The 18,713-nt window shown below is 62.4% G+C and carries 24 protein-coding genes and 1 pseudogene; 13 read left to right on the forward strand and 12 right to left on the reverse strand.

Annotated elements, in window-relative coordinates; all coding sequences use genetic code 11:
- Positions 1-337 precede the first annotated feature (337 nt).
- A complete protein-coding gene (locus M1R55_RS23740) occupies positions 338-1,168 on the forward strand; it encodes an NPCBM/NEW2 domain-containing protein (protein WP_249395367.1) in 831 nt (276 codons plus the stop codon).
- Positions 1,169-1,449: 281 nt separating this feature from the next.
- Here the strand turns inward: M1R55_RS23740 and M1R55_RS23745 are convergent, their stop codons facing one another.
- A complete protein-coding gene (locus M1R55_RS23745; RefSeq protein ID WP_249395368.1) occupies positions 1,450-1,665 on the reverse strand; it encodes a hypothetical protein in 216 nt (71 codons plus the stop codon).
- Between the two features lie 189 nt (positions 1,666-1,854).
- On the opposite strand from M1R55_RS23745, the gene M1R55_RS23750 reads away from it, so the two are divergent.
- Positions 1,855-3,015 (forward strand): ATP-binding protein, encoded by a 1,161-nt coding sequence (locus tag M1R55_RS23750; protein ID WP_249395369.1) that lies wholly within the window; start codon positions 1,855-1,857, stop codon positions 3,013-3,015.
- Here the strand turns inward: M1R55_RS23750 and M1R55_RS23755 are convergent.
- Positions 3,001-3,243, reverse strand: a complete 243-nt coding sequence (locus tag M1R55_RS23755) for a ParA family protein (RefSeq protein ID WP_371827284.1) — start codon at positions 3,241-3,243, stop codon at positions 3,001-3,003. The two genes, M1R55_RS23750 and M1R55_RS23755, sit on opposite strands and share 15 nt — an antisense overlap.
- A gap of 67 nt (positions 3,244-3,310) precedes the next feature.
- On the opposite strand from M1R55_RS23755, the gene M1R55_RS23760 reads away from it, so the two are divergent.
- Positions 3,311-3,619 (forward strand): hypothetical protein, encoded by a 309-nt coding sequence (locus tag M1R55_RS23760; RefSeq protein WP_249395370.1) that lies wholly within the window; start codon positions 3,311-3,313, stop codon positions 3,617-3,619.
- A gap of 80 nt (positions 3,620-3,699) precedes the next feature.
- Here M1R55_RS23760 and M1R55_RS23765 read toward each other — a convergent pair whose 3' ends face one another.
- Positions 3,700-4,047 (reverse strand): hypothetical protein, encoded by a 348-nt coding sequence (locus tag M1R55_RS23765; RefSeq protein WP_249395371.1) that lies wholly within the window; start codon positions 4,045-4,047, stop codon positions 3,700-3,702.
- A 196-nt stretch (positions 4,048-4,243) separates the two neighbouring features.
- Between M1R55_RS23765 and M1R55_RS23770 the strand changes: the two genes are divergently transcribed.
- Positions 4,244-5,185 (forward strand): homocysteine S-methyltransferase family protein, encoded by a 942-nt coding sequence (locus tag M1R55_RS23770; protein WP_249395372.1) that lies wholly within the window; start codon positions 4,244-4,246, stop codon positions 5,183-5,185.
- 152 nt (positions 5,186-5,337) lie between these two features.
- Here M1R55_RS23770 and M1R55_RS23775 read toward each other — a convergent pair whose 3' ends face one another.
- A complete protein-coding gene (locus tag M1R55_RS23775; RefSeq protein ID WP_249395373.1) occupies positions 5,338-5,775 on the reverse strand; it encodes a hypothetical protein in 438 nt (145 codons plus the stop codon).
- A 326-nt stretch (positions 5,776-6,101) separates the two neighbouring features.
- On the opposite strand from M1R55_RS23775, the gene M1R55_RS31890 reads away from it, so the two are divergent.
- From M1R55_RS31890 to M1R55_RS23790, 4 genes and pseudogenes are all read left to right on the forward strand, one after another.
- The gene (locus M1R55_RS31890; protein ID WP_256566047.1) at positions 6,102-6,986 is read left to right on the forward strand and encodes a diguanylate cyclase domain-containing protein; all 885 of its coding nucleotides are present in this window, start codon (positions 6,102-6,104) and stop codon (positions 6,984-6,986) included.
- Positions 6,962-7,219, forward strand: coding sequence for a diguanylate cyclase domain-containing protein (locus M1R55_RS31895; RefSeq protein ID WP_256566048.1), 258 nt, complete (start codon positions 6,962-6,964; stop codon positions 7,217-7,219). The genes M1R55_RS31890 and M1R55_RS31895 overlap by 25 nt, the downstream gene beginning before the upstream one ends.
- Before the next feature lie 53 nt (positions 7,220-7,272).
- Positions 7,273-8,029, forward strand: a pseudogene (locus M1R55_RS23785) (putative bifunctional diguanylate cyclase/phosphodiesterase).
- A gap of 94 nt (positions 8,030-8,123) precedes the next feature.
- Positions 8,124-8,978 carry a hypothetical protein gene (locus tag M1R55_RS23790; protein WP_249395374.1) on the forward strand — a complete coding sequence of 285 codons (855 nt, stop codon included), beginning with the start codon at positions 8,124-8,126 and terminating at the stop codon, positions 8,976-8,978.
- A gap of 211 nt (positions 8,979-9,189) precedes the next feature.
- Here M1R55_RS23790 and M1R55_RS23795 read toward each other — a convergent pair whose 3' ends face one another.
- Together M1R55_RS23795 and M1R55_RS23800 are read right to left on the reverse strand one after the other, a co-directional pair.
- Positions 9,190-10,662, reverse strand: a complete 1,473-nt coding sequence (locus M1R55_RS23795) for a hypothetical protein (protein WP_249395375.1) — start codon at positions 10,660-10,662, stop codon at positions 9,190-9,192.
- 5 nt (positions 10,663-10,667) lie between these two features.
- Complete coding sequence (locus M1R55_RS23800; protein ID WP_249395376.1) at positions 10,668-10,994, reverse strand: hypothetical protein; 327 nt, start codon at positions 10,992-10,994, stop codon at positions 10,668-10,670.
- A gap of 17 nt (positions 10,995-11,011) precedes the next feature.
- Here M1R55_RS23800 and M1R55_RS23805 point away from each other — a divergent pair, with 17 nt between their 5' ends.
- Together M1R55_RS23805 and M1R55_RS23810 are read left to right on the forward strand one after the other, a co-directional pair.
- The gene (locus M1R55_RS23805; protein WP_249395377.1) at positions 11,012-11,392 is read left to right on the forward strand and encodes a hypothetical protein; all 381 of its coding nucleotides are present in this window, start codon (positions 11,012-11,014) and stop codon (positions 11,390-11,392) included.
- Positions 11,379-11,549 carry a hypothetical protein gene (locus M1R55_RS23810; protein ID WP_249395378.1) on the forward strand — a complete coding sequence of 57 codons (171 nt, stop codon included), beginning with the start codon at positions 11,379-11,381 and terminating at the stop codon, positions 11,547-11,549. Before M1R55_RS23805 ends, M1R55_RS23810 begins: the two co-directional genes overlap by 14 nt.
- A gap of 5 nt (positions 11,550-11,554) precedes the next feature.
- Here M1R55_RS23810 and M1R55_RS23815 read toward each other — a convergent pair whose 3' ends face one another.
- From M1R55_RS23815 to M1R55_RS23840, 6 genes are all read right to left on the reverse strand, one after another.
- Entirely contained in the window at positions 11,555-11,926 is a 372-nt protein-coding gene (locus tag M1R55_RS23815) for a hypothetical protein (protein ID WP_249395379.1), read from the reverse strand.
- Between the two features lie 66 nt (positions 11,927-11,992).
- Entirely contained in the window at positions 11,993-12,364 is a 372-nt protein-coding gene (locus tag M1R55_RS23820; RefSeq protein WP_249395380.1) for a hypothetical protein, read from the reverse strand.
- A 71-nt stretch (positions 12,365-12,435) separates the two neighbouring features.
- A complete protein-coding gene (locus M1R55_RS23825) occupies positions 12,436-12,609 on the reverse strand; it encodes a hypothetical protein (RefSeq protein ID WP_249395381.1) in 174 nt (57 codons plus the stop codon).
- A 51-nt stretch (positions 12,610-12,660) separates the two neighbouring features.
- A complete protein-coding gene (locus M1R55_RS23830) occupies positions 12,661-12,807 on the reverse strand; it encodes a hypothetical protein (protein WP_249395382.1) in 147 nt (48 codons plus the stop codon).
- A 340-nt stretch (positions 12,808-13,147) separates the two neighbouring features.
- Positions 13,148-13,324, reverse strand: a complete 177-nt coding sequence (locus M1R55_RS23835) for a hypothetical protein (protein ID WP_249395383.1) — start codon at positions 13,322-13,324, stop codon at positions 13,148-13,150.
- Positions 13,321-13,557, reverse strand: coding sequence for a hypothetical protein (locus M1R55_RS23840; RefSeq protein WP_249395384.1), 237 nt, complete (start codon positions 13,555-13,557; stop codon positions 13,321-13,323). The genes M1R55_RS23835 and M1R55_RS23840 overlap by 4 nt, the downstream gene beginning before the upstream one ends.
- Before the next feature lie 437 nt (positions 13,558-13,994).
- Between M1R55_RS23840 and M1R55_RS23845 the strand changes: the two genes are divergently transcribed.
- From M1R55_RS23845 to M1R55_RS23855, 3 genes are all read left to right on the forward strand, one after another.
- Positions 13,995-15,137 carry a hypothetical protein gene (locus tag M1R55_RS23845; RefSeq protein WP_249395385.1) on the forward strand — a complete coding sequence of 381 codons (1,143 nt, stop codon included), beginning with the start codon at positions 13,995-13,997 and terminating at the stop codon, positions 15,135-15,137.
- A complete protein-coding gene (locus tag M1R55_RS23850) occupies positions 15,134-16,252 on the forward strand; it encodes a hypothetical protein (RefSeq protein ID WP_249395386.1) in 1,119 nt (372 codons plus the stop codon). Before M1R55_RS23845 ends, M1R55_RS23850 begins: the two co-directional genes overlap by 4 nt.
- A gap of 677 nt (positions 16,253-16,929) precedes the next feature.
- Positions 16,930-18,693 (forward strand): hypothetical protein, encoded by a 1,764-nt coding sequence (locus M1R55_RS23855; RefSeq protein WP_249395387.1) that lies wholly within the window; start codon positions 16,930-16,932, stop codon positions 18,691-18,693.
- Positions 18,694-18,713: the final 20 nt, after the last annotated feature.

Raw genomic sequence — 18,713 nt, forward strand, 5'->3', positions numbered from 1 at the left:
CAACAAGGTCGCTATACCCACGATCAGAGTCAGCCGTTCCAGACTGGGCGCGTCACGGAGCTTGGAATTCTCCAGACCGAAGAGGCCGCTTTTGTCGTCCAGTCTGTTCCAGAATGACCTTGAAGCTGTTAGCCCTGCTTGGATGTACCCTGAGGTGACCCACAGCAGCTGTCCATTCAGGGTGGGTTGGGAGAATGACATGCCGACTGTCCACACGCGTCGTCTCTTCTTGGGGTGTTCCTTGTTGCTCTTGCTGATGGCCTGTGGTCGATCTTCGTTGGAGACCCATCCAGACGGGTCGCCCGGAGAACCGTCCAGACCACTGATTGGGCAGCGCTTGACTGCCACTGAAAACACCCTTCAGTTTGAGCCTCTGCTGGCCGTCACCAATGGTTGGGGGCCGATCGAACTCAATCGGAGCAATGGAGAACAGGCTGCTGGAGATGGTCGGCCCCTGACCCTGAATGGAGTGGTGTATCGCCAGGGGTTCGGGGTGCATGCGGACAGTGAACTGCGCTTCAGTCTTCAAGGAACCAATGGGGCCGAGTGCACCCGCTTTACGGCGGCGCTGGGCCTGGATGATGAGGTCGGCACCCAAGGCAGCGTGGTCTTCCAAGTCTTCCTCGACGGTGTCCGGAAGTATGACAGTGGCCGACTGACGGGGGCCAGCCCGACGCAACAGCTGAGTCTGAACGTGACAGGAAGCCAAGAGCTGCGATTGGTGGTCACTGACGCTGGAGATGGTCGGCGATCTGACCATGCCGATTGGGCCGATCCTAAGGTGTTGTGCCAGCCTTCCCACCGGTTGATCGATTACGATTTCGAATTTTCGTCCGACACCATTGAGGCCCGCGGAGGCACAACGGCGACCGCCAACTTGGTGGTGAGCGACCTGGGCACCTGGGACGACGGCTTGCCCAGTGGCCCGGTCTCGTTCAAGGTGAAGATTTTCAACACCAGCAGCCCCCTGGAGATCACCTTGGCCGAACCAGACAAGACCTATGCCGCGACAACATTTCCGGCCCAGTTTCCTGTGCGGTTCAACCTGGGCAGCAGCACTCCCGGCTCCCTTCAACGCATTGAGCTGTTGCCTGTGTTGGAAGATTTCAATGCGTTTTACGGCTACACCCGCCGCTTTGACCTGTATTGGCGGGTCTTGCCGCAATAGGCCGTGGGGAGTGCCCCTACAGGGGAAGGCGCTAGATCAGCGTTCTGGAACGTCCACAGAACGCTGCGCGGCGTGAAGGTCGGCGACCGAGGCTGACTTTCCTGAGAAGCCCTGAGGTAGGCGGCTGGAACGGCCCCACTCGCCTGATCCAAGCCCCATAGCCCTCTCTTTGCCCGCCTTGGCCCTCTGCCTCGGCGGGCTGCCCGTTGCCGTGAAAGAAGTGCCCATGACTCAGAGCAATGTTGTGTGTCCCTGTGCAGCAAATGATCTTGCAGACCCATTTACACCCAGGCGAGAGCTGTCCAAGGAACGCTGACGTTCAGGGGCCGGGCCAAGCGGATGACGCGTCCATCCGCCGCCTCCCAGATCTCAACGTCTTGCTCCGGTTGCCCCCAGCGGCCACGACTTTGATAGCGGTCGATTCGGTGGATCAGCAGGACAACCACACCGTCGATATCGAGGGCCACCTCGGTTCCGGTATGTGCTTGTACCTGCATGAGGGGATCAGAACATGACAAGCTGACGCTGACTAGGGGCCAGCATTGAGGCAGGAAGGGGAAAATCCTCACTTTGCGTTATCTTTGCCCTCAGCACGCTGCCCTGAACTCTGCTCATGCTCACGCTTGGACTGGGTGTGCAGCGTTAAGTCGCCCCATCCTCAATGTTTCTTCCCTGAGTGTGATCCCATGACGAACCCCCTGCCGCCGCCCGACGCCCAAACCCGTCTCCGCGCCCTAGAGACGCAATTGCAAGCCCAGCAGCAAACCGTGGCCTTCTTCACGGACGCCCCGCTCTCCTATCTCGTCCTCAACGCCCAAGGTCAGATTGAAGCGGTGAACGTTCGTGCATGCGGTCTGCTGCAACGAACCCCAGAAGAATTGGGTGGTCAGTCTTTTGGCAGCCTGCTAACTGACGGTGGGCCGTCCAACTTTCAGACGGTTTTTGAACTGGCGTTTGAGACGCGTCTCCCCCAACGTTTAGAAGCAAAACTCCCACGGGGCAGCGATCCTGCGCTGCCTATTGTGGTCGACTTAACGGTGTCTGGAGAGGCTCAGTCCGGGCACTGTCGCCTGACGGTGATTGAGCCCGGCCAACGCGAGTTCATGCTGGCCTCAGCGCTTGACCCTGACCAAGCCACGGCGGAATTAGAAACCGTGATCATGACCTTTATTCAGCAGGTTCACTTGCCGTTGGCACGCGCCATGAATTTCCTGGCTGTCTTGCGGCGCCTTCTCGGGCCACAGGAGGCAGCGGTCAGCCGGCCCTTGACCCACACCGAGCAGGCGATTCAAAGCTTGGTCACCCTGGCAGCGTCCGTCGAGCGGTATATGAAAGTGCGCCAATTGCGGGGCCACATTCGTGCCGTGGATCTCAACCAAGTCTGGCGGGAAGTGCTGCGGGACGCGCGGCTATTGATGGTCGACCGGAACGTTGAAGTGACCCATGACCCCTTGCCTGTCCTCCAGGGCGATCCTCAGGCGTTGGTGGTGATCTTGGGCGAGTATCTGAACAACGCGCTGAAGTTCACCAAAAGTAGAGCTGAAGCGCGCATGCATCTCCACATCCAAGAGACGGCCACGGAGTATCGGCTGGGGCTTGAGGACAATGGGGTGGGGTTCGCACCGCCGCAGGTGAGCAAACTCTTTCAGATGTTTGGGCGGCTGCATCCATCGAAGACCTATGAAGGCTCAGGGGTGGGGCTGGCGAGTGCACGCCGAACCGCGGAGCAGTTTGGGGGCCGGGTGTGGGCACAGGGCCAAGTGGATAGCGGGGCCACGTTTTGGCTGGCTTGGCCCAAGCAACCGCACGCTCAGCGCCATGCGGCGGCTGCTTCAAAGGCGCGGTAGATCAGGCAGGTCTGCGCCTTCGACCACCACCGGGTAGGCGGTGGCCTGAACCTGTACGCCGTTCACCCCCAACCAGCCCGTCAGGTTGGCCTGAGGATCGAGGTCGATCAGGAGCACCCGCGCCCCGGCAGCAGCGAGTTCGGCCCCCATGTCGCGGGTCAGGCTGGTCTTGCCGACCCCGCGTGATTGAAGAAGGTCAAGGTTTTGAAAGGCATCTGGCGCGGGCATACCGCGCTAGGGTGCGGCATGGACATCGCCCAGCTACAGGCCACCGGACACACTGCTGGAGCTGTTGGTGAAGAGCAATCACGCTCCCACGGAGATTCGCGCCTATACCACCCCTGACCCAGATGCCCTGGTGTTTCTGGCCCGCCACCCCGCACAGATTGAACGTCCGGCCCGCGCAGGGAGCGTGTACATCTCCAGAGAGGCGCTGGAAGACCACGGCGACCGGGCCGCCGTCGAAGGCTTGGCGTACCTGTTGGCCCGCGTAGAAGATGACACGCTGCCCACCTGTCCAGTGATGCGCAAAGCCCCCGTCCTCGCGGTGCGGGATTCTGAGGGCTTGCGGGTGATGCGCGAGGGCGACAGCCTGCCGTTCTAAGACCTGTCGACCAGGCGTTTTGGGACTTGCCTTCGCGCTTTGAAAACTGCTTTACCGTCGTGTGGCTCAGGTACCGAGCTTCAGAAAGCCATTCGGCGAGACTTGTGACCAACGATTATGCAGGGCTTTCCCAAACGTGTTGTCTGGGAAGGCGTGGGAGCAGACTGAACGTCTCTGGGCTGGGCGTCAGCGGTGGACAGAGCCTTGATCGGCGCGGCCCCTTCGATCTCGTCGGAAGCGACCTCTTCTGCGAACATAGGCTCCACTTCGACCTCTGGAGCGGCGTTCAGCCGCACAGCGAGCCTGGGCAGCAGGGCACGGGTTTCGGCCCCGGGGCGCAAGATTTTCTTGCGGCGGGCGGAGTGGGCGGCGGGGGATGCCTGGGTGTTGCCGCCGGTCTGCCTTCTCCCCAGGCTGCGCCGGGCCATACAACCCCCTGAAGTGCTCCTTCTGTTTCCATACTTGCCCCCTGCTGGCTTCCGGTGGGACGAGAGCGTTGGGTCGTTTCAGCGGTCATTAACGTGTCTTGGTCGCTGGTTCGGGCCAGACGGTGCAGCGCGGTGGTAAGCTGGAAACCTCGCTGCAGCGTGCTGCCCAGTCCCCTGCGTAGGGATGGAGGATCAGGTGAAAGAACCGCTCCCTCAGCTTACACGCCGTGTTTTGACCGACGGCGGCTTGGAGACCGATCTGCTCTTCAACCGCGGCATTGATCTTCCGTGGTTCGCTGCCGTTGCGCTGCTCGGCAGCGAAGAGGGCCGGACAGCGCTCGAGACCTATTACCGCCCCTATCTGGAGCTTGCACGCCGCCTCGGTACCGGGTTCATTCTCGAGAGTGCTACCTGGCGTGCCAGCCCCGATTGGGCTATACCGCTGGGGCTCCACCAGTCTGAACTTGATCGGCTCAATGTCGCTGCGGTCGAGCTCATGCACCGCTTGAGAGCTGAGTTCACCAGCGACACGCTTGAGATCGTGATCAGCGGCTGCGTTGGCCCCCGCGGCGACGGCTACGATCCGGGCCGGGTCATGGGCATAACAGAGGCCGCCCACTATCACGGGTACCAAGCACGTGTGCTCGCCTTGGCTGGCGTTGACATGCTTTCGGCACTCACCATGACCAACGTGAATGAGGCGACTGGTATCGCCTTGGCGGCGGCGGAGGCCAGTCTGCCGGTCGCGGTCTCGTTTACGGTGGAGACGGACGGACGGCTGCCGACGGGTGACTCACTGATGGACGCTGTAGCGGCTGTTGATGAAGCCACTGGCGGATATCCGAGCTACTTCATGGTCAACTGCGCCCATCCCGACCACTTTGCATCGGTACTGAGCGAAGCCGCCTGGACACAGCGGATTCGTGGTGTGCGCGCCAATGCGTCGCGTTGCAGCCACAAGGAACTGGACGCCATGACTGAGCTTGACGCTGGAGATCCAGCCGAACTCGGGCAACTCTACCGCACGCTTCTCGAAAGACACCCACAGATCACAGTCCTTGGTGGCTGCTGCGGCACAGACCTCCGCCATGTCACGGCAGTCGCTGAGGCGTGCGTGCATCTTCCAAGCCCTTTATAATCAGGGGAGACCAAGCCAAAACATAATCCCCTTGCACGTTGCCTCATTGAGACAGGCGTCGTCTACTGGTGAACAGCCACAGCGCTGTCTGATGAGCAACCATCGCCGTCGGCTGCTGATTTGCTGCTCCCCAAACCACCTGCTTTCATCATTCACAGGTGATAGCCCCAGACAGGGCTGTGGTGATTCGCTCGTTGCTCTGCTGCTGTTGCCAGCTGAGCAGCAACGGCGCGGGGCGTCCCATCCAGCCCAGGCGCAGGGCGTGATCCATATCCACCTGCGTGGGCGGCTTGGCCGTGAATCCACTGAGAGACATACAGCACGCCCTCATGCGCGGCCATCATCCAGACCCCGCCCGCGGCCTGCTGGAGGTGCACATGTGTGGGGCGAATGATATCGCCCCCAGGCGCGGGCAAACGCAGCAGCTCGTTGAGCGTCCAGCCCTTGGCCGGGTCAGCGTGTACCTCAAACCCTCTTACCAGGGGCTCTGAGCCCACTCGCCCCAACACATCGACCACGTGGTTTCTCGGCAGCCACACGATTTCCAACATGCCCGCGGTCATGCCGCCGTCGTATCGGTCAGGCTGCATCTTCACCCCCCTTTGCCGCCCGGTACAGCAGCAGATTCCCCACGGGCCGCAACTCCAACCGCCAGCCCTTGCCTCAGCCGTCCGTCATCAGCCTGCACGTAGGCCCAGCAGCTCCCCCTGCGTGACACTGGTGTTCCGCTCACTGGGGCGTTGCTCACTGCTCGGCACCAGGGCACACCACCTGAACAACGTCCGACACACAGAGCCGCTGCACGCCCGTGAGTTCAACTCCAGCTCCTAGATCACGACAAGTCGACTCCATGGCAACCTTCGGGAATCTATGGAAGGTTTTTGAGAGAAAGATAAGAATATAGTGTGCGGTAGGTATGCTGCCACCCACAATTGAAGTGGATCGGAACTCGGCGCCGGAGATCGAATGGCGCCGGCCACTGCTGTTCGCGCTCCCAGCCGCAACCCTGGCATTTCTGATTGGCCTGATATTCGATGTTTCAAGTGGCCAGAGCACCAGCTTTGATCGCGTTACCTATCCCTTGGCGCTGACGCTCCTCCTCGGTTTATCGCTCACGCTGTGGTGGCGGCAAGCCATCATCAACATCGTCGTGACCTGGCTAGTCTTCGCCATGAGCGGCCTGTTTTTGGGCAAGCTCATCTTCATTTTGTTCTGGATGCCTCAGACCCAGCAAGTCCAGCTGGAGATGACCGAGACCTTTTTCTGGATTCCCGCGCTGCAGGTGCTGTCGTTCTTCATTCCTCACCTGCGCAGTGCCCGGACGGCCTCCATTATCTTCTTCGCGCTCTTCTGCCTCGTCACTGTGATCTATTTGTTCAAATCTGCGTTTGATGGGACATCCCCAGGGATTGTGTACGCCCTCCTCGAACTCAACCTGGCCAATCTGGTGCTGTTCATCGTGACGAATCGGTTCATCGGGTTTAAGGAAAACTATGTCCGCTCCGCGTCGGAATACGACACCATGCGGCAACTGCTGCAGACCGATCTCCTGACCGGCCTTCCCAACCGCCGGCAGCTTAACGAGGTCATCACGGGCGCGATTGCACAGAAACGTCCGTTCGCGCTGCTGTTCATTGATCTCGATGGTTTCAAGCTCATCAATGACACCCTGGGGCATATCGTGGGTGACCTTGCTCTGCAGGAAGCAGCGCGGCGGCTGCAACACCCCAGTAACCCCATCTTTTTGCGGCCCGTCTCAGCGGCGATGAGTTCGTCGTGCTCGCGTTCACCGAGCCCGTAGAGGCACAGATCACAGCCCAGGCACTGCTGAGCTCTTTGTCTCACCCAATCCTGGCAGAAGGACACCTGGTGTCCCTCACCGCCAGTATCGGCATCAGCCTGTATCCAGAAGATGCCAGCGATCCCCAGGAGCTCATTCAGCACGCGGACGCCGCGATGTACACCGTGAAAGCTACGGCAAGAACGGCGTCCGCAGGTATGAGAAAGATACCGACTCGGCCATCGAACGCCTGAAACAGGTCGAGCGGGAGCTGACTCAGGCGATGACCAACGGGGAGCTCTCCGTCATGTACCAGCCGATCTATTCGCTGCAAGACGGTGTGGTGCGGAAGCTGGAGACCCTGCTGCGTTGGACGCACCCCACCCTGGGCTCCATTTCTGCTGCAGAGTTTATTCCCATTGCGGAGCACAACGGACAGATCATCCCGCTGGGCACCTGGGCCCTGCGCGCGGCCTGCCATCAGGCCCGGCGCTGGAACGACATGACCGGCCTTCCTGTGACGGTCTGCGTCAACGTCTCGCCCTGCAGTTCGCTCAGGCCAACTTCGTTGATCTCGTCCGGGAAGCGCTGCAGCAGGCTGACCTCCCCGCCGCCTCTCTGGAGATTGAACTCACCGAAGGCGCGGTCATGCGCCGGATCGACGTGGTCAAAGCCTGCTTGCACGAGTTGCAGGCGCTCGGCGTGAAGATTGCCATTGACGACTTCGGCACCGGCTACTCCTCCTGTCTTACCTGCGGGATCTACCCATCAACTGCGTCAAAATTGACCAGTCCTTTGTGCGTGATCTGAGCACCCCGAGGTACGCGCCTCAGTTCGCACTGGCCCTGATTGAAGCGGTGATTGGGATCGCCGATACCTTGGATCTCCAGGTCGTGGCGGAAGGGATCGAGACCCGTAAACAGCTGGAAATGCTGCGCGACCTCGGGTGTGATCTCGGACAGGGTTATTACCTGTCACGGCCGCTGGCCGAAGACGCGGCGCTGGAGGCCTTTATTGCGCCTGCTTTGTTTACGCCTCGAACAGTCAGAAGTTCTCTGAACTAACAAAACTCTTACAAAAGCTTCAGATGAAGAAATGATGGACTTTATGAGACTCTTCGTGTAGTCTCCAGGTATCCCACCCTGGAACAGGAGGCACATGCTCGACCAAACTCACCGGTTCTCGCCCGCCCCATTCACGCAGGTGGATGTCGCCCACCTGCTGCAACGCATCTGCGTGCGGCCCCCCTATTTCGCCCTGGACAACCTGCGTCTGCACGGTGAGCTCTTGAGCGCGACCGCTGTTGCGCAGCGGCAGATCTCCACGGAGTCCGGGCCGATGCAGGCCTGCGAGATCAGCCGTCATGCCGCGATCTGTGGACTGTGCGTCGTCGCCTTGACGTTCAACGACGATGACCGCCGTTATTACCTCGCGCGGGATGCGGTGTACACCGGCGCCGCCAATCCCGCGCCGTATGGCGCGGCAGTGAGCTTCGAGGCCCGGGTGGTCGAGCAGAACAAGCGGCATGCCACCGCCGAGATCACGGTCACGGCGGGCGGGGCAGACCTGGCTTTCCTGCGGGTCACCTACACCATCCTGGGTGACGCGTCGTTCAAACGTCTGTTTCGATCCAAATATTCGACGAGCTTTGCCCCGCTGGCAGGGGATCGGATGCCCGATCCCCCGACGGGCCAATTCAGCCGTGCCGGCCAGACCGGGGTGTTGACCCTGGACCGGGTGCCGGAAGAGGCCTGTGCCGGTCATTTCGAACATTACCCGGCGATGCCCGTGGCCGTGCTGATGGGTCAGTTGGGCTTGGTCGCCGGACGGCTGTACGGCGCACCTTACCGGGTGGAGGCGGCCACGATGACGGCGATGGACTTTTGCTGGGCGGGCGAGTCGGCGCGTTTTGAAGTCACGCCGCTGACCACGGTGGGGGCGTACAGCTGCACCGCCTACGCCTCCGATGAGGTCGTCAGCGAGATGTCCCTGCACCTCACACCGCTCAGCTGATCACCCGTTGTTTGGGACGAACAAGTTGCCAAACTTGTTCCGCAGCGACGACCTAGGAAGTTCTGGCCAGAGTTGTAGCAGGGCCGGTAAAGATGGTGTTCCGAGAGCTGTGTCCCTCCCGGGCCGATCCTTTAATCTGATCAAGCGTGGGCACCACAGGTTGGGTGGTCATGAAACGCCTCAATGGCGGTGGCATCAATCAGGGAAGCTGTCACGCTGCCGTATTCCGCAGCGCGTACACCACTAGGTTGCCCCCACGGGTGTAGGCCAGCCGCTCCTGCGCGTTGAGCACTGCGAGCGCCTGATCCACGTCGGCGCGGGCCAAACACAGGCCGCTGGCGATATTGGTGGCCGTGTCGGACGCGCTGCGGGCCGTGACGTGCGCCAAGCGCGCGGCCACCCGTTCCCCTTCCGGCGTCAGGGTGTCACTTTCTGGCTGCGGCAGGTGAAGCTGCTCCAGGCGGTACATGGCCCGCGTGCCCACTCCATCAAGGCGCTGCACTTCCCCAGTGGACTGTCGGTTGCACAGAGCGAGGCGCCGATGAGACAAGTTAAGCCCCAACGCTTGGGTGAGTTCGGTCTCGACGTACTCCTGCCCCGGCTTCAACAACCCCAGTACGGGCGCAGCGTTAGCCCGCATCGTGGCGTTCAGCTCGGCCTGATTGGGCGTCGGACGGAATGAGGTGGTTTGCGACACTTCAGCCACCTGAGCCTTCTTACTGGGCTCCGGCGGCAGGGCAGGCTTGATTTCTCCCGAAGCGTAGGCGGCCAGACGAGCCCGCCCCGCCGAGGTGAGTGAAACCAGGGACATGGTCTGGCCCGGCTCTATCTCCACCACACCCTCTTCACCCAAAGCCGTCAGCAGGCGTTGCAACGTGGTGCCCGAGAAGTCAACGTCCATGTAACCGTACAAACCTCGGTGGCTCTGCGGGCCATGCATGTCGAGCAGCAGCGCGCGGTGCGTGCGATCGCTGGGCAAGGGCGCAGCACGGGAGGGAACTTCTGGCTTGGGGGCCTGCGCCTCTATCGGCATCACAGGCAGCGGAGTTCCTGGCAGGGCGTACACCACGGGCGAGGTGCCCGGCAACGTCATCAGGAGTCTGTCTCTGACCAAGGCATTGAGCTGGATCGCACAGGGGCCGGGGTACAGGTTGAACGCGGCAGCCACGTCTTTGGCCCGGTGCGGCCCACGTTCGCCAAGCCAGACCACCGTTTGAGTCCGCGGGTTGCTGAGGAGAGGGGCAGGTTCGGACGCGGGTTCGACTTCGCCTTGATCAGCTTCGGCCTGAGCCTCAGTCTCCACCGACTCTGGCTTGGTGTTTTCAACCACTGGAGGAAGTACCTCAGCTTCGACCAGTACGGCAACGTCACGCTGAGTTTGCTCGCTTAGGCGGTAGCGGTAGGGCCAATCTGAATTGTCCACGGTCAGGTATCCCTGCGTAGTCAGGCGAGTGATCCACTTGGCCGTCGTGGAATCGCTCCACCCCAGCCGGTTCTTGACCTCACGGTTGCTGGAGTCTGGTTGGGCGGCGAGATCCGTCAGCAAGGTGGTTTGACGTTCCGCTTGCGTCATTTCAGTGGGCTTCTGAGGAGCAGCCACCAGCTCCAAGACTTGCGGAACCGTTTCGGCAGGCGCAACGGCCTCGGTGACAGGAGTTTGCGTCTCGCCCTGCGGCTCTTCCACTGTGGTTACAGGCTCGGCAGGGAGAGCCTCTGCGGGTGCATCGCCATCGAGCAGGGCGCTGCGAGGCGGTTCAGAGTCGCCTCGGCGTCTTCTCCGGCGTAGATGATGTCCTGGGCGTTCTCAATCAGGCCGTTCAGCACGGCCCCCTCAGAATCCTGATCTCGCTGCAGGAAGATCACGCGGAAGAGGGCCAGTGGCGACACGTCTCCGTAAGTTGTCAAGATCGCCTGCCCACCTGCGAGGAACTGGGCGCGGTGCGCGAAGCCTATTTCGAAGCTGACGCCACCGTCGTGCAGGTCATGCCCCCGGCCAGCCAGTGGGTCAATCAGCATGAATTCTGTCTGCACTTGTGGCAACGCCTCGACGCGCCCTCTTGCCCGAAGGCCTGCACCGTTCGGTGGGGCTGCGCGGCGGCGTACCGCTGGACGGGATGGAGAAGAGGCTCATCAAGGAGGGCCTGTCCCTGTTCAGCCTGCTGCGGAATCTGGCGTGCTCGCGCGGCACGCTGACGGCAATCGAGACTCACCTCGCGCTGGAGAATCAGGTGATGGGCGTCGTGCCCGTGGATCAGCAGACGGCTCAACTGCACTCAGCCCTGACCCACCTCGCCTCGGCGGCCCAGCTGTTCAGCGTAACGCAGGACGCGGACGGTGAGGCGTTCCGCTGGCAGGGGTGCCCGTATGAGTCCCACCCGTTTCCTCCCACATATCCGCGGCGTGACGGTCAGTGAGGCCGACAACATCATTGACCGTCACGCCAAGCGCCGCAACATGAACCCGCGCATCTGCAGGTCGGCCCTGTATGAAGACGGCCTGGACACTGACGAGGGGCTGCTGCGGCGAGATGCGGGGCGGTATTTCCTCAGCACCCCGGGGCGCGGGCTGTGAGCGAATCAGCGGTACACCCCCACCACCACCTGTTCCCCAGCCTGCGGGGAAAATTCCAACTCAATGGGGGCCAACAAGTACCACTTCTCCTTCAAAACTGTCCCGAATCGGCGCGAGTTTCCTTGGGCCACCGCCTGTTCAAGCGCGCGGGCAAAGGGCACGGCGTCGAGCGCGATCAGGCCCCGAATCTCCGAGCCGTCCCGCTGCACCCGCCTCGCATTGGCCACAGAAGCGGGGGAGATGACGGTTAAATCTACCTGAATCTGACGGGAATCTGGGGTCAATTCCAGCTGTGTGCCGTCGAAGGCGTTGATTCGGTAGGCGGGCACCTCGACAGTCTGACCGGTGGGAAAGTCCGTGCGGCGGACAGGGTACATGCGCTTGACTTTACCGCTGGCTGCCCGGACGACACCGCTGAACTGCCTACATATGAGGGCGCGGGTCTAGCGGTACAGGCCCACAATGACAAAGTGTTTTACCTGTGGGGCCAATTGCCCTTCAACCGCGACCAACAGGTACCAATCGTCTTCCAGCAGGGCGCCGCACCTGCGCGAGGTGTTATCGGTCATCACATGGTGAAGCGCTCGCTCGAAGGCATCAGCGTCCACCGTGATCAACCCCCTCAGCTCCCAGCCCTCCGGCCGCATCTCCAGGGCACAGGCAAGAGCGTGGGTGTCCATCGCCGCGAAATCTACCACCCTCTGCCGGGGTTCCCGGATTAACTCCAGGCTCTGGTCAGGGGAAATCTCAATCCGGTAGCTGGGGAGCTTAACGGTCTGACCCAGAGGGAAGGCTGTGCAGCGGAGGCGGTACATGCAGCCTACGGTACCGCTCTGCTGCCTGAGGAACCCACAGGCCGGCTGACGCAGTGGGGCGCGGGGCTAGCCTAGCGGTACAGGCCCACGACCACGAATTGCCCCACCCGGGGCTGAACGGGCCAGTGAAGCGGGGCCAGCAGATACCACTGGTCTTCCAGCACCGCACTGAGTTGGCGGGTATTTCCGTCTGTTGTGCTCTCCTTCAGGGCGCGGGCGAGGGGCACCGATTCCAAGGCGATCAATCCCCGAATCTCCCATCCCTCGGGTTGAATGTCCGTCGCGCAGGCGATGGCCTAGACACCAAACACAGACAGATCTACCGCGATGCTCCAAGGCTGCTCGATCAACTCCACACGCTGGCCATTGAACGCTCCGAACCGGTAGCGGGGCAGCTCAACGGTCTGGCCGGTGGGAAAGGCCGTGCGGTGGAAGCGGTACATGCGGCATACGGTACGCCGGTGCTGTCTAAGGAACCCATGGGACTGCTAAAACAGCGGCAAGGTCTGCGGTGATGTCCAAGCTCGCCCGTTCTTTTCAGCGCCGCGCCGGGGCCGATCAAGCCGCACGGGGTTGGGTCGGGGATCCGCTGAGACTTCCCTTTGCCCGCATTCTGTTCGAGGCTCGGCGCATCAGCATTGGCGAAACGTACCGCCGCTTCATCACGGCAGGCGCGTGTGTGCTAATGGGCCTGCCAAGCGTTGAGCAGCGCCAAAGCCACGGCAGGGTCTCTCTGGCAGGGATCGAATGCCGGTATGGAACGCCGGAAGTGGATGGGCCAGATCACAGCAAGACGTCTGGCAGGGGTGCGCGTTCCAGGCAGCGCAGCACGGGCAGGGTGAGGTCACGGACAGGCGGCTGGGCCTTGGTCTGCACCTCCGCCACCGCCCGGCGCAGGATCGCCAGTGGCGCCTGGTTGCGCCGGGCATGCTCGGATAGGGAAGCTTCAGCCCGCGTCATGCACCCGCCGCCTGCCGGAGCGAGGCGACGATCTGGGCGGTGAGGCTGGACTTGAAATCCACGGTGCCCAGCACGTGGTGCAGGTCGAGCTGTGTTTCGACTGCCAGGGGGTGGAGCAGCGCGGCGGTGTAGGTCAGGCTCAAGGTGACCGTCACGGCCCGGTCATCCCGGATGCAGGTCTTGATCAGGTAACCGCTCTCAACCAGGACGGCGGGAGCAGGAGAAAGGGTCATGAGGCATGACTGGAGTGACCGGGCTGGACGCAGACCAGGGAATTCGCAGCGCTGTACGCCAAGCGTGCTGAGATTGAAGGCATGATCTCGGTCGGCGTGCGGGTAACCGGCATGCGCCGGTCACGGTAGTGCGGATTAGGCAAAACGTGCTTGCAGCATCTGTGTACCGCTTCAGCACTGAACAGGCTGCGTGTGGCTGATCACTTGGATGGGCGTCCTCGTGCCCAGACCCGTGTCACTGCATTCGCACGCCTACTGGCGCGGGTCACCTGAGTAAACCAGCGCTATCGGGAGTGCGGAAGAGCCGCAAAAGTGAGGCAAGCCTACAATAGGGGTGGGCCACGTGAGGGCAACACAACCCTTGGAACAGGTCTTGGTTGTCGGTGCGTCCACCGTCATCCCGGAGGATCCGGCCAGGATGCGCGTCATACTGCGTTATGGCCCGCATCCTGCTGACCGGCGGCCGTGCGCCGGCCACACTTGAACTCGCCCGCTTGTTCTGGAGGCGGGGCCACCAGGTCGAGGTCGCCGAAAGCTGGGGGATCTACGCCAGCCGCTTCTCGCGCGCTGCTCGGCGGCACTGGCCCCTCCCCCCGCCCCGGCAGGCCTTCGCTGCCTTCTCACACGCCCTGCAGCAGCTGGTCAGCCAGGGCCGCTACGATCTGCTGATTCCGACCTGTGAAGAGGTGTTCTGGGTTGCGAGGGCCAAGCCGCTCCTGGAACCGCAGCTGCGCGTGCTGTCCCCATCTCTTGCCGAACTGCGCGGGCTACACGACAAGCACGCTTTTTCTGAGCTGATCGCCCGCTGCGGCCTGCCCGGCCCCGTCACCACTTTGCTGCACAGTCCACAGGCGGTGAGCTTGTACGCTGCGGGCGCTCCGGCGTCGGTCTACAAACCCAGTTTCTCCCGGTTCGGCACCCAGACCCTGATCTGCCCGCCTTGGGCTACCCTGAGCGGCCTGCGGCCCACAGCAGAGCAGCCCTGGAGCGCGCAGGAGTACAAAGCCGGGCAGGAATGGTGCGCTTACGCCGTACTGCAGACCGGCCGCGTCGCCGCGCTGGCCGTTTATCCCTCGCAGGTTCGGGTGGGCGGCGCCAGCGTGTATTTTCAGGCGGCTCGGCACGCCGGGATCGAGCGCTGGATCGAGCAGTTCGGCCACGCCACGAAACTCAGCGGGCAACTGGCCTTTGACTTCAAGGAAGACGCAGACGGTCTCTGGGCGCTGGAATGCAATCCACGTCTGACCAGTGGCATTCACCTCTTTCGCGATCAACCGGACGTGACTGAGGTGTACCTTGACCAGTTGCCTGCACAGACCCTAGACACACCGACCCTGCACGCCCGGCCGGCTACGGCGCTGGCCCTGAAGGGAGCGATGATGCTGGGCGGCAAGCTGCGAAGCGCCCCGGAGTGGCGGGCCTGGGCCGCCGCGCGGGACGTGATGTACGCGCCGCACGACAAGCTGCCGGCTCTGGCACAACCGCTTCTGGCCGCTTCACTGGCGCTGCGCGCCGCACGCCTGCGGGTAGGTCTGCTGGCCGCGACCACCCACGACATCGAATGGAACGGTGAGGCATGAAGCTCGGAAGCGACGCTTCCCGAATCGAGTGGCCACCCACCCCCGATGGCGACTACGCCCGGCGTGCCTTGACGCCCCTGCTGCAGCGGGGCGCGGCGGCGTTCGTCACCAATGCCCGGGTGCAGATGGCGGTGCTGACGGACCCCGAGACAGCCCTGCCAATCACCTTTGATCCTGCCTGGCATGACAGCTTTACGGTCTCGCCCGTGACGCATCTGGTTCACTATGCCGCGCAGGAGCTTCACCACCTGAGTCCGGCTGCAGCACGGGCCGCGCCGCTGTTCAAAGGCCTGGGCCTGGGCCTGCGCGGTCTGGGCTTCGAGCGGACGGTGTACGTCAACAACTGGCTGCTCTCTACCAACCTGTACCCGAACCTGACGCCGGCGCAACTGCGGGCAGCGACGCACACCCTGCTGACCGCTTTTCCTGACCGCCCGCTGGCGTGGCGGTCTCTGGATACCGCGCGGCACGCCCTGCTGATCGGCGCGTTGGAAGCGGCGGGCTACCTGCGGCTCCCCAGCCGCCTGGTCACGTATCAAGACCCACGGGAGGCGGCCTTCTGGCGCAATGCCCAGCTGCGCAACGATGCCAGCCGCACCCGCCGTCCAGAGGCTGAGCCGGTGCTGCACGACGCCTTTACCGCTGCTGACTTGCGTACGGCTCTGACGCTGTACCAGCAGCTCTATCTGGGAAAGTATTCCACCTACAATCCGCAGTTCACCCTGCCTTTTTTGCAGCTGGCCCACCGTGAGCGGCTGCTTGAGCTGCGCGGATTACGGGTCGATGGGGTTCTCAAGGCGGTGCGCGGCAGCGTCAGCCGTGCAGGCGTCATGACCTCACCGGTGTTCGGGTATGACCTCAGCGCGCCTCAACAGGAAGGCTGGTACCGCCGACTGAGTCTAGGCGTGCTGCAAGACGCCCGGCAGGACGGCCTGCTGGTCAATGCCAGCGGCGGCGTCGGAGCCTTCAAACGCGCCCGTGGTGGTGTGGCCGTGCCGGAGTACACCATGGTCTTCACCGCCCACCTACCCAAAGCCCAGCAGCACGCCTGGATCATCCTGGCAGGCTTGCTGGAACGCTTTCTTCTGCCGTTTCTGATCGAGTACGACCTGTAGGGCAGCGGGCTTTCTGGCAGTGGTGCTTCGTAGCCTGCTGTGGCTAGGGCTGAATCAATTAAGGCAGCCGGGAGCCATCTTCCGGCACGCTGATCCATGAGCTCCGTGGTCATGCTGGAGAATCCAGGTCAACCCTGCAGGATGGTGACGGGAGGGGTCGCGCACCCATGACATCAATACGTTATCAATACCCCCAAAGGTCGCCTTGTAGACAACTCACGCTAGCTTTGAGCCGAAAAAAGCCCCGCCCCCCAATGAAGGTAAGGGTGGGGCTCTGTGAATCAGGTGATTAAGTTGACGGGTGCGGGTAAATGACTGGCGGCGGCGAGGGTCGGGGCGGCGGCGGTGGCGTCTTGGGCGGTGGGGTCATGGCCCAGCGTGCGCCTGATCCTGTGACAGCTTCCTGACAACGGGAAGCTTCCTGGTGCTGCATTGTGATAGCGGGGCTTGAGCTGTGTTCTGGGCCATCTCCCTCACGGGGGCACTGGATGAGAGCCAACCTTATCTACCCAGATCGATGCCATGAGACATGTAGGAGACGTCTGTCTTATCAGGACAACACGTCGTGATGTTCGTCATCACTCTTGTTCTCCTGACATAACCTGCTTAAAGGTTCGCTGAAGAACATGTGCCGCAGGTGAAAACTGCTCTCTGAGCGCTCGGTCATACTGTGCCGCGTGCCGTTCTCCCGTTCCCTCCGTGTGCTGATGTTGTCGGTTTTGCTCTCTGCGTCAGCGTTGGCGGCCACTTCTGTAGAAGTGTTGATTTCCCCCACAGGCCAGATCACCCAGGCTGGGCGAACCGTTTCGCTGCGGACGCCTCCACAGTTTATCGGGACGACTCTGCTGCTGCCCCTGCGAGAAACGGCGGCCTTGCTGGGGCGGCCTGTCCAGAGCAGCGGTACCCTCATCCAGGTCGGACGTCTGGTGGTGCAGACCAGCAACCGCAGCATGACCATTGACAACGTGCCGTATGCCGGTGAGCTGATTCTCACGCCGGGCGGAGATCCACTGGTAGAAGCGCGTCTGCTGGCCTACGCCCTGGACGGCCATTTGGTGGCCCGGCCCGGCGGAATCCTCTCCATCACGGCGGCGTCCAACGACGTGATGACTGCCCCCAGCGCGCCGGTCTCCGTGACGCCCCCGACCCGCGTTCCCACGCCTTCCACGGGTGTGGGTCAGCAGACTGCCTCTGGGTCGCCCGAAGCGCGTTTTGCCACCAATAAAACCAGTTACGCTCCAGGAGAACGCGTCACCTACACCGACTTTTCTTTCGACCCAGAGGGGCTGAACCTGTCCCGGCAATGGGAAGGCATGAACGAAGTGTTCTTCTCTCCCGGCGAATACCGGGTGACGCTGGTGGTCACCAACAGCAAGGGCCGCGTCAGTGCGCCTACGTCCCGCATTATTCGCGTGCAGGGCGCATCCGTGAACACGCCGCTCTCCCACGCCCTGCGCCATACGCCCATCGGCTCGACGTTTCCGGATCCGCTCAATCCGGCTTACCCGGCCCTGATCCCCGTCACGCAGTCAGGCGCTTCCTTTCCGCTGCTGTTTAGTGATTCTCCAGAAGCGCCCACCCAGAGCGGCGTCTTGTACCGAGACCAGGTCTCTGGGCGGGTGCGCATGGTGGCCTATCACCTCAACCGCCTGTCCAGGCCTGCGCGGCTGTATGTGCTGGCGCGGCCCCGCAGCGCTGGAACTGCGGTGCAGGTGTTGCGGGGCGGCAGCGCGGGCGGTACACGTGTAGAAAGCGTGCTGGGGCAAGTGAGCGTGCTGGATTTCTTGAGCGATATCGGCGGCCCCCGCCAAGTTCTGGGGGCTCAGGGAAGTACGGCCCTGTATACCAGTCCACTGCTGGCCCCAGAGCAGGGAGCCAAAGTGCTGATGGACTTGCAGATCAGCGGAGAAGCTGAGCTGAGCGTGGTCATGTTGGAAGAGGGACGGCCCCTGACCGATGAAACGCTCCGTACCCTCGCCGTGCTGCCGCCCGACACCCAACATCAGCGCGGCACCTTTCCCGGCGCGGTGCGGAGTCTGACGGTGCGCCTCGGAGCCTCTCCTGTACGGGTGATGTTGGGAGACAGCGCCAGCGACCCTGCGCTCAGTGGAACAGACGCCACCACTGGAGCCCCGCAACGCCTGAACGGCAATTACGGCGTGCAGTACGACATCACGGTCGAGACGACTGTTCCCGGCAGCACCGTGGCCAGCTTTGTCCCCCGTGCAGGTCCTTACCGGGGCGGCCTGACCGTGGAAGACGGACAAGACCGCCAGATCATCCGAATTCCAGGTTCCGGCGTCCTGACCAATGGTGACTTTCCGCTGATGCTCTGGCGAACACCGTCCAGAACCTTCCGTATGTCCTTCATTCCGACCGGGGGTTCCTTCTTGCCTGTGGCGCTGGTGTTTTATCCAAACGCTGGGGCATTCACGCCCTGAGAGCACCCCCCGGGAGCAGA

This window comes from Deinococcus sp. QL22, assembly GCF_023370075.1.
Lineage (GTDB): Bacteria > Deinococcota > Deinococci > Deinococcales > Deinococcaceae > Deinococcus.

Bases quoted from the DNA above. Each gene is read 5' to 3' on its own strand.
- M1R55_RS23845 (WP_249395385.1), top strand. From the start codon at position 13,995: ATGGCCCGCATCCTGCTGACCGGCGGCCGTGCGCCGGCCACACTTGAA.
- M1R55_RS23765 (WP_249395371.1), bottom strand. From the start codon at position 4,047: ATGGCCCGGCGCAGCCTGGGGAGAAGGCAGACCGGCGGCAACACCCAG.
- M1R55_RS23745 (WP_249395368.1), bottom strand. From the start codon at position 1,665: ATGCAGGTACAAGCACATACCGGAACCGAGGTGGCCCTCGATATCGAC.
- M1R55_RS23850 (WP_249395386.1), top strand. From the start codon at position 15,134: ATGAAGCTCGGAAGCGACGCTTCCCGAATCGAGTGGCCACCCACCCCC.
- M1R55_RS23840 (WP_249395384.1), bottom strand. From the start codon at position 13,557: ATGACCCTTTCTCCTGCTCCCGCCGTCCTGGTTGAGAGCGGTTACCTG.
- M1R55_RS23750 (WP_249395369.1), top strand. From the start codon at position 1,855: ATGACGAACCCCCTGCCGCCGCCCGACGCCCAAACCCGTCTCCGCGCC.
- M1R55_RS23835 (WP_249395383.1), bottom strand. From the start codon at position 13,324: ATGACGCGGGCTGAAGCTTCCCTATCCGAGCATGCCCGGCGCAACCAG.
- M1R55_RS23800 (WP_249395376.1), bottom strand. From the start codon at position 10,994: ATGCTGATTGACCCACTGGCTGGCCGGGGGCATGACCTGCACGACGGT.
- M1R55_RS23755 (WP_371827284.1), bottom strand. From the start codon at position 3,243: ATGCCCGCGCCAGATGCCTTTCAAAACCTTGACCTTCTTCAATCACGC.
- M1R55_RS23815 (WP_249395379.1), bottom strand. From the start codon at position 11,926: ATGTACCCTGTCCGCCGCACGGACTTTCCCACCGGTCAGACTGTCGAG.
- M1R55_RS23820 (WP_249395380.1), bottom strand. From the start codon at position 12,364: ATGTACCGCCTCCGCTGCACAGCCTTCCCTCTGGGTCAGACCGTTAAG.
- M1R55_RS23790 (WP_249395374.1), top strand. From the start codon at position 8,124: ATGCTCGACCAAACTCACCGGTTCTCGCCCGCCCCATTCACGCAGGTG.
- M1R55_RS23830 (WP_249395382.1), bottom strand. From the start codon at position 12,807: ATGTACCGCTTCCACCGCACGGCCTTTCCCACCGGCCAGACCGTTGAG.
- M1R55_RS31890 (WP_256566047.1), top strand. From the start codon at position 6,102: ATGCTGCCACCCACAATTGAAGTGGATCGGAACTCGGCGCCGGAGATC.
- M1R55_RS23775 (WP_249395373.1), bottom strand. From the start codon at position 5,775: ATGCAGCCTGACCGATACGACGGCGGCATGACCGCGGGCATGTTGGAA.